This is a genomic window from Mesorhizobium sp. M7D.F.Ca.US.004.01.2.1, from assembly GCF_003997785.1.
Taxonomy (GTDB): Bacteria; Pseudomonadota; Alphaproteobacteria; order Rhizobiales; family Rhizobiaceae; genus Mesorhizobium; species Mesorhizobium loti.
Window position 1 is genome coordinate 1 of the sequence record NZ_RZRQ01000317.1, and the last position, 6,867, is coordinate 6,867.

General features: G+C 62.7%; 7 protein-coding genes and 1 pseudogene. 6 read left to right on the top strand and 2 right to left on the bottom strand.

The window, feature by feature from the left end; genetic code table 11:
• From EN993_RS28740 to EN993_RS28750, 3 genes are all read left to right on the top strand, one after another.
• On the top strand, nucleotides 1–1,182 hold a 1,182-nt coding region (locus EN993_RS28740), incomplete at its 5' end, for an OB-fold nucleic acid binding domain-containing protein (RefSeq protein ID WP_245468998.1).
• Between the two features lie 262 nt (nucleotides 1,183–1,444).
• Entirely contained in the window at nucleotides 1,445–1,843 is a 399-nt protein-coding gene (locus EN993_RS28745; RefSeq protein ID WP_127265466.1) for a nuclear transport factor 2 family protein, read from the top strand.
• A gap of 57 nt (nucleotides 1,844–1,900) precedes the next feature.
• Nucleotides 1,901–2,704, top strand: coding sequence for a potassium channel family protein (locus tag EN993_RS28750; RefSeq protein ID WP_127265467.1), 804 nt, complete (start codon nucleotides 1,901–1,903; stop codon nucleotides 2,702–2,704).
• 12 nt (nucleotides 2,705–2,716) lie between these two features.
• On the opposite strand, the gene EN993_RS28755 is transcribed toward EN993_RS28750, so the two are convergent.
• Complete coding sequence (locus EN993_RS28755) at nucleotides 2,717–3,598, bottom strand: DMT family transporter (protein WP_127265468.1); 882 nt, start codon at nucleotides 3,596–3,598, stop codon at nucleotides 2,717–2,719.
• A gap of 197 nt (nucleotides 3,599–3,795) precedes the next feature.
• Here EN993_RS28755 and EN993_RS28760 point away from each other — a divergent pair, with 197 nt between their 5' ends.
• The gene (locus EN993_RS28760; protein WP_127265469.1) at nucleotides 3,796–4,302 is read left to right on the top strand and encodes a hypothetical protein; all 507 of its coding nucleotides are present in this window, start codon (nucleotides 3,796–3,798) and stop codon (nucleotides 4,300–4,302) included.
• Between the two features lie 6 nt (nucleotides 4,303–4,308).
• On the opposite strand, the gene EN993_RS28765 is transcribed toward EN993_RS28760, so the two are convergent.
• Entirely contained in the window at nucleotides 4,309–5,637 is a 1,329-nt protein-coding gene (locus EN993_RS28765; protein ID WP_126068952.1) for a DNA polymerase IV, read from the bottom strand.
• Between the two features lie 65 nt (nucleotides 5,638–5,702).
• Here EN993_RS28765 and EN993_RS28770 point away from each other — a divergent pair, with 65 nt between their 5' ends.
• A complete protein-coding gene (locus EN993_RS28770) occupies nucleotides 5,703–6,278 on the top strand; it encodes a GNAT family N-acetyltransferase (protein WP_109671489.1) in 576 nt (191 codons plus the stop codon).
• A 107-nt stretch (nucleotides 6,279–6,385) separates the two neighbouring features.
• Nucleotides 6,386–6,867: pseudogene (locus EN993_RS28775) on the top strand (hypothetical protein); the annotation flags it as partial.

Below are 6,867 nucleotides of genomic sequence, written 5' to 3' on the forward strand. Positions count from 1 at the left end.
TTCAACAAATCGCACGCTGCCGCCTACGCGGTGGTTTCGTACCAGACCGCCTATCTCAAGGCGCATTATCCGGTCGAGTTCCTGGCAGCGTCGATGACGCTCGACATGGGCAACACCGACAAGCTCGCCGATTTCCGCCAGGATGCGTTGCGTCTCGGCATAGAGGTTCTGGCGCCGTCGGTGATATCGAGCTTTCGTCCCTTCGAGGTCGGTGAGAACCGCATTTACTATTCGCTGGCCGCGCTCAAGGGCGTCGGCGATGCTGCGGTGGAGCACATCGTTGCCCAGCGTGGTGAAAAACCGTTCAAGAACCTCGCCGATTTCTGCGAGCGGGTCGATCCCAAGATAGTCGGCAAGCGCGTCTTCGAAAGCCTGATCATGGCCGGCGCGCTCGACTGCTTCGGCCACGACCGCGCGTCGATGATGGCGGGAGTGGAACGCATGATGGGGCTGGCATCGCTGGCGCAACAGAACGCTGTTTCCGGCCAGCACGATATCTTCGGCGCCTCGCTCGGCGCCCAGTCGCAGGCACTCAATCTGCCGGCGACGGACCCGTGGCTCGCCGCCGACCGGCTGCACCGTGAATTCCAGGTGGTCGGCTTCTATCTCTCGGCGCACCCGCTCGACGAGTACAAGGCGGCGCTGCAGAAGATGCGGGTGCAGACGTGGGCCGAGTTTTCGGCGGCCGTCAAGCGCGGTGCCGCCGCCGGCCGTCTGGCCGGCACGGTAACATCCAAGCAGGAGCGCAAGACGCGCACCGGCAACAAGATGGGCGTTATCGCCTTTTCCGATACATCCGGCCAGTACGAAGCCGTGTTGTTTTCGGAAGGGCTGGCGCAGTATCGCGACCTGCTCGAGGCCGGCCGCTCCGTCGTTATCACCGTTGCGGCCGAGGACAGGCCGGAAGGCGTCAATTTGCGCATCAACTCGGTACAATCGTTGGAGGACGAGGCAAGTCGCATCCAGAAGGCACTGCGCATTTTCGTGCGCAACGCCGCGCCGATCAACACGCTGGCCGGCCAGCTGGCCGTCAGGGGCGAAGGGCAGGTCAGCTTCGTGCTGATCAAGGAAGAAGGCGAGGGGGAAATCGAGATCGAGCTGCCCAACCGCTACCGGATTTCGCCACAGATCGCCTCGGCGATGCGCGCGGTGCCGGGCGTGGTTGAAGTGGAACTGGTTTAAGGTGCGTTGACAATCAGGTGATGCCGGCCTGCAAACGATGATCCGGACGGCAACCGGATAGATGTCGGCCAGCACATTGCGGATTGAGTTCGCGCTAGGCCTGGGCATCCTGTCCGATGGGGCCAGGATGTCAGCTGCGGTTGAAGTTGTTGTCGCTTGAACCACATGCAGCGAGCACGCTCGAAATGAACTCGCCGTTTCGAACCTCAGCCCCAATCAAAGCCTCGGCGGTGCGGCCGCGGCCAGACAGGAATGCGCCATCATGCCCAGCCGCGAACGCGTTGAAACCTTCCTCAAGGAAGTGGTCGAAGGCAGCCACGTCACGGCGATCGCCGACTTCTACCATGACGATGCGACCATGCAGGAGAACCTCGGCGTTCCGCGTAGCGGCAGGGAAGCGCTGATGGCACGCGAGCAATCGGTTCTGGAACGGATCCAGAAGATGCATACGCATCCGGTCCAGATTTTTCTGGTCGACGGCGACAACGTCGCCATCCGCTGGACATTCGACAGGATCGACAAGGACGGCACCGTCCGGCGCCTGGAAGAGGTGGCGCTTCAGCAGTGGCGCGGTGACCGCATCGTCAAGGAGCAGTTCTTCTATGATACGGCCACCGCCTGGAGCCTTGTCGGACCCGACGGCACAGTGGTGCAAAGCTGAGGGATCCGGCAACTTAAGCCACTGGACGGCCTTGGCTGCGGACGCTACGCAATCGTCATGAAAACGGCGGGCAAGGACGGATTGCAGGAAAATTCGGCGATGACGCGGCTGCGCAACCGGCTGCGCAAACTCTATCACGGGCGCACGCCGGCCGCTTTCCGGTTCCAGCTGGTGGCTGTCGTCATCGACCTCACCATCATCGCTTTCTTCATCGCGACGCCGGTTCTCCAGGACAAGCCGTCATTCCTTTGGCTCGACTATTCGGCGGCGGCTCTCGTCGCCGCAGACCTGGCCGCGCGGCTGCTCGCTTCCAACGACATGCTGCGGCTGATGAAGCAGCCGACGTCTTGGGTCGATGTCTTCATCCTGCTGACGCTGCTGATGCCGACGGCGTTCGCCAATCTGGCCTTCCTCCGCATCCTGCGGCTGTGGTCGCTGTCGCGCAGCGGTTCGCTCTGGCGGCATCTGGAGATGCGCGGCCTGCGGCCCTGGCGCGAGGCAAGCCACGCGGTCATCAACCTCCTGACGTTTCTGTTTGTCATCACCGGCTTCGTCTACACCTTCTTCTTCCGCACCGGCGCTGGTCTGGAGAACTATATCGACGCGCTCTATTTTACCGTCGCGACGGTGACGACGACCGGCTTCGGCGACATCGTGCTGCCCGGCATGGCCGGTAAGCTGACGGCAATCGTCACCATGATCATCGGCATATCGCTGTTCGTCAGGCTGGCGCAGGCGATGTTTCGGCCGGCCAAGGTGTTCTTTCCCTGCCCGCAGTGCGGCTTGCAGCGGCATGAGCCGGATGCCGTGCATTGCAAGGCCTGCGGCCATATCCTGAACATACCCGATGACGGGAACTGACCGGCGGCGGTGTTACGACGCCGCCACGTCGGCCGGCCTTATCGACTTTCGCTTAAGGTTGAGCAGATTGCCCATCAGGATCAGCAGTGCGCCGCCGGCGGTGAAGGCGTCGATCTGCTCGCTATAGAGCAACCAGCCGATCAGCGCCGACAGTGGCACGCGCAGGAAATCCATCGGCGAGATGACGGTCGCGTCGGCATAGCCAAGCGCGCGGGCCATGCAGAAATGCGACGACATGCCGGAGAAGCCAATCAGCACGATCCATGGCCACAGCTCCAGCGGTGGGTTGCGCCAAGTATAGAGCGCCGGAACGAGGCCGACCACCGATTGGATGATCAGCATCCAGAAGATGATGCGCACGACGCTGTCCGTCCGGGTCAGCGACTTGACCATGACCACCGAGATGCCGAAGCAGACTGCGGCGCCGAGCACGACGAGATGTCCCGGATCGACCGAGCCGACACCGGGGCGCACGATGATCACCACGCCGATCAGCCCCAGCACGATCGCTGCAAGCCTTGGCCGGGAGAGCCTCTCGCCAAGAAAAATCACCGCCAGGATGGCCGTCCAGATCGGCGTGGTGAATTCGATCGAGATCAGTACGGCCAGCGGGATCAGCGTCAGGGCGTAGAGCCAGGCCGCCTGGCCGGAATAATGGATGATGTTGCGGGCGATATGGGCGACGGGCCGCTGCGTGCGCATGGCTGGAAAGCCGCCGCTCATCATCACCAGTGGCAGAAGGATGAAAAAGCCGATCACCGAGCGCAGTTCCAGCACCTGGAAGACGTTGAGCTCGGCTGTCGTGGCGCGGCCGGCGACCGACATCGCCAGGAACGAGGCAATCGACAGCGCCATCCAGAACGCGGCCTTGGGAATCGAGGGGGTAGGTGTCATCCGCGCTATGTCGCAGGCCAGGGCTTCTGCCGCAATCGCTAGCCGTTGCCTTCTTCTGGGCCAGTCGCAGCTACTGGACGCCGCAAAAACAGTCATGTGGCGAGCGGAACCTGACACGGCAAGGGGCGTTGAGTCCCGATAGTCAGCCGTGCGTTGCAGGCCGTCCTGCCTTTTCAAAATCAACAAGGAGAGCTTCGATGAGATCATTCGCGCTAGTCGCGCTTGCTGGCGTTCTATTGGTTGGGGCAGGCGCGGCGCATGCCGACGAGACCAAATTTCTCCAGTCGTTCAAGGGCAATTTCGCCGGCAAGGGCACTGTCCAGGTGACCACGGATGTGCCGAACGTTGGAGTATCTTGCAGCTTCAAGTCGAATGCGACCTCAACCTCGCTCTCGCTGGACGGCAATTGCCGCGGTCTCGTTGTGGTGTCGCGGGCCATCAGTGCCAATCTGAAGGTCACAGGTGCGAAATACAGCGGCATTTATGTCGGCTCTCGTACCGGGCCGGCACAACTCAACGGCAGGCGCTCGGGCAATGCGATCAATCTCGGCATCCGCTGGGCCAAGGAGGTCAATGGTGACCGCAAGGCGCAGATGACGGTCGAGAAGAGAGGCGAGAACGGCATCCGGCTGACGGTCACCGACACCGACCCGAAAACCGGCAAGAGCGTGGTGACGAGCAGGATTGATCTGCAGCGTACTTAGCGAAGATCAGTCTTCAAGCGGCTCAGGCGGGTGGGCATCGCGGCCCTTGCCGAAGGTGTAGCCGGTTTCCACCGCCTTGCGGCCGAACTTGTCGCGCAGGGCATCGATGGCGCCTTCGGCCATGGCGCGCTTGCGCGACTGGACGTCGACCAGATCGGGCGGGTCGGCCTTGTCGTCGTCCGAGAGGTCGCTGACGCCGATGCCGAGCAGCCGATATTTGGTGCCGTCGGTTTCCTTGCGCAGAAGCTCCACCCCGGTCTGAAAGATGCGGTCGGCGAGCCGGGTCGGGTCGCCGAGCTGGCGATTGCGCGTGCGCAGCTTGAAATCCTGGGTCTTCAGCTTCAGCACCACGGTGCGCCCGGCAATGCCCGATTTTTTCAGCCGCGCCGAGACCTTTTCCGAAAGCCCTCTCAGCACCGCGACCAGCTCGTCCAGCGACGCGATATCGGTGTCGAAGGTGGTTTCGGCCGATACGCTCTTGGCATCCTGGTCGGGATCGACGCGGCGGACGTCCTCGCCGCGCGAAAGGTGGTAGAGCCGGTCGCCCATCGTGCCGTAGCGGCGCATCAGGTCGCCACGATCCATCTGTTGCAACTGGCCGATGGTGCGGATGCCGTCGCGCTCAAGTGTAGCGTTGAACGCTTTGCCGACGCCCCAGATCATGGTCACCGGCTGCGCCGCCAGGAAGCCGACTGCCTCGGCTTCGCCGATGACCGAGAAACCGCGTGGCTTGCGGAAATCGGAGGCTATCTTGGCGAGGAACTTGCAGTAGGACAGGCCTGCCGAAACGGTGATGCCGATCTCCTTCTCGACCGCCAGCGCAAAGCGCGCCAGCACCACCGCCGGCGGCAGGCCGTGCAGCCGTTCGGTGCCGGCGAGGTCCAGAAATGCCTCGTCGATCGAGAGCGGTTCGACCAGCGGCGTCAGCGCCTGCATCATGGCGCGCACCTCGCGGCCGACGCGCACGTATTTTTCCATGTTGGGGCTGATGACGACCGCCTCGGGGCAGGCTTCGAGCGCCTTGAACATCGGCATTGCCGAGCGCACGCCCTGGATGCGCGCGATGTAGCAAGCGGTGGAGACGACGCCGCGCTTGCCGCCGCCGATGATCAGCGGCTTGTCCTTGAGCGCCGGATTGTCGCGCTTTTCGATCGCTGCATAAAAGGCGTCGCAATCGATATGGGCCAGATGCAGCCGGTAGAGCTCGGGATGACGCGCAAGCCGGGGGCTGCCGCAGCGTTCGCAGCGGCGCGTCTGGCTGCGCTGAAACGTCAGGCAGTCGCGGCAAAAACCGTGATCGGGATTGTTGACAGGGGCCGCCATCGCTGCGAACATAAAGAGAACAGAGGCAATGGTACGACAGTGCAAGGCCAGCGACAAGGCTGGCCTGGGGAGAACTCATGAGCACGACCATAGCGCCGCTTACGCCTGAGCTTTGGGCTGAATTCGAGGACCTGTTCGGCAAGCAGGGCGCCTGCTACGGCTGCTGGTGCACGCATTTCCGGCTGGCCCCGGCGGTGCGCCGCGAGAGCAGCCGAGAACGCAACAAGGACCACATCAGGGCGCGCATCGAAGCCGGTCCGCCACCGGGTTTGCTGGCATTCGAGGATGGTCAGGCGGTCGGCTGGATGCAGATCGGACCGCGCGCCGACGTGCCCGAATGGAACAATCAGGGCAGGGGGTCGGCACCGGTCGATCCCGCCGACGCCGCCGATCCGGCCGTCTGGGCGATTTCCTGCTTCTTCATCCGGAGCAAGGTGCGAGGCAGGGGCATCACGCATCGCCTCGTCGAAGGCGGCATCGATTTCGCCCGCCGGAACGGCGCGCGGCTGGTTGAGGCCTGCCCGATAGACCTGTCGCGCGATTCGCGCTCGATCGGCCTGTTCGTCGGCTCGTCGCGGGTTTTCGAGAAGGCTGGTTTCGAGAGGCTTGTGGAACGCAAGGCGGGCCGGCCGTTGATGCGGCTGGTGCTTTGACGAGTCTTTTCGCACTGGAAGCCTTGTTGATCTCACCTTGCGGTTGCAGTGGTAATTTCATACCAGACGAACGAAGCGTTCCTTCAAGGCCAAAACGGAGAATTCGCGTGAACCGTGCCCTGCCATTCGTGTTCCTTCTTGCGTTGAGTGCACCTGCTTTCGGTCAGACCGTCGACAGCCATGGTGCGAAGCAATTGTCCGATGACCTGTCCCGCTATGTCGGCAAGCAGGCGATCGACAAAGGCATCCTGAAGGTTTCGCTCGAAGACGGCGCCTACAAGATCCTGTTTGATTTCAAGGCACTTGCCGCATCATTCCCGGACCAGAAGCTGCTGAAGCTCGATTTTGCGCCCTATGCCTTGATGGTGAAGCCGCGCAGCGATGGGGCCTGGGATGTCTCGATGGATTTTTCGCAAAGCGCCTCCGTCGAGTTCAACGGGCCCGAGGGGCTGCAAAGCACGCAGTTTTCGATCAAGGATGGCAAGGGCTCCGGCGTCTACGATCCCAATCTGGCGGCCTTCACCAGCGGCACCAGTTCAATGGCCGGCATGACCATGGCATCGAAGGATGCCAAGCAGCACATGGAGGC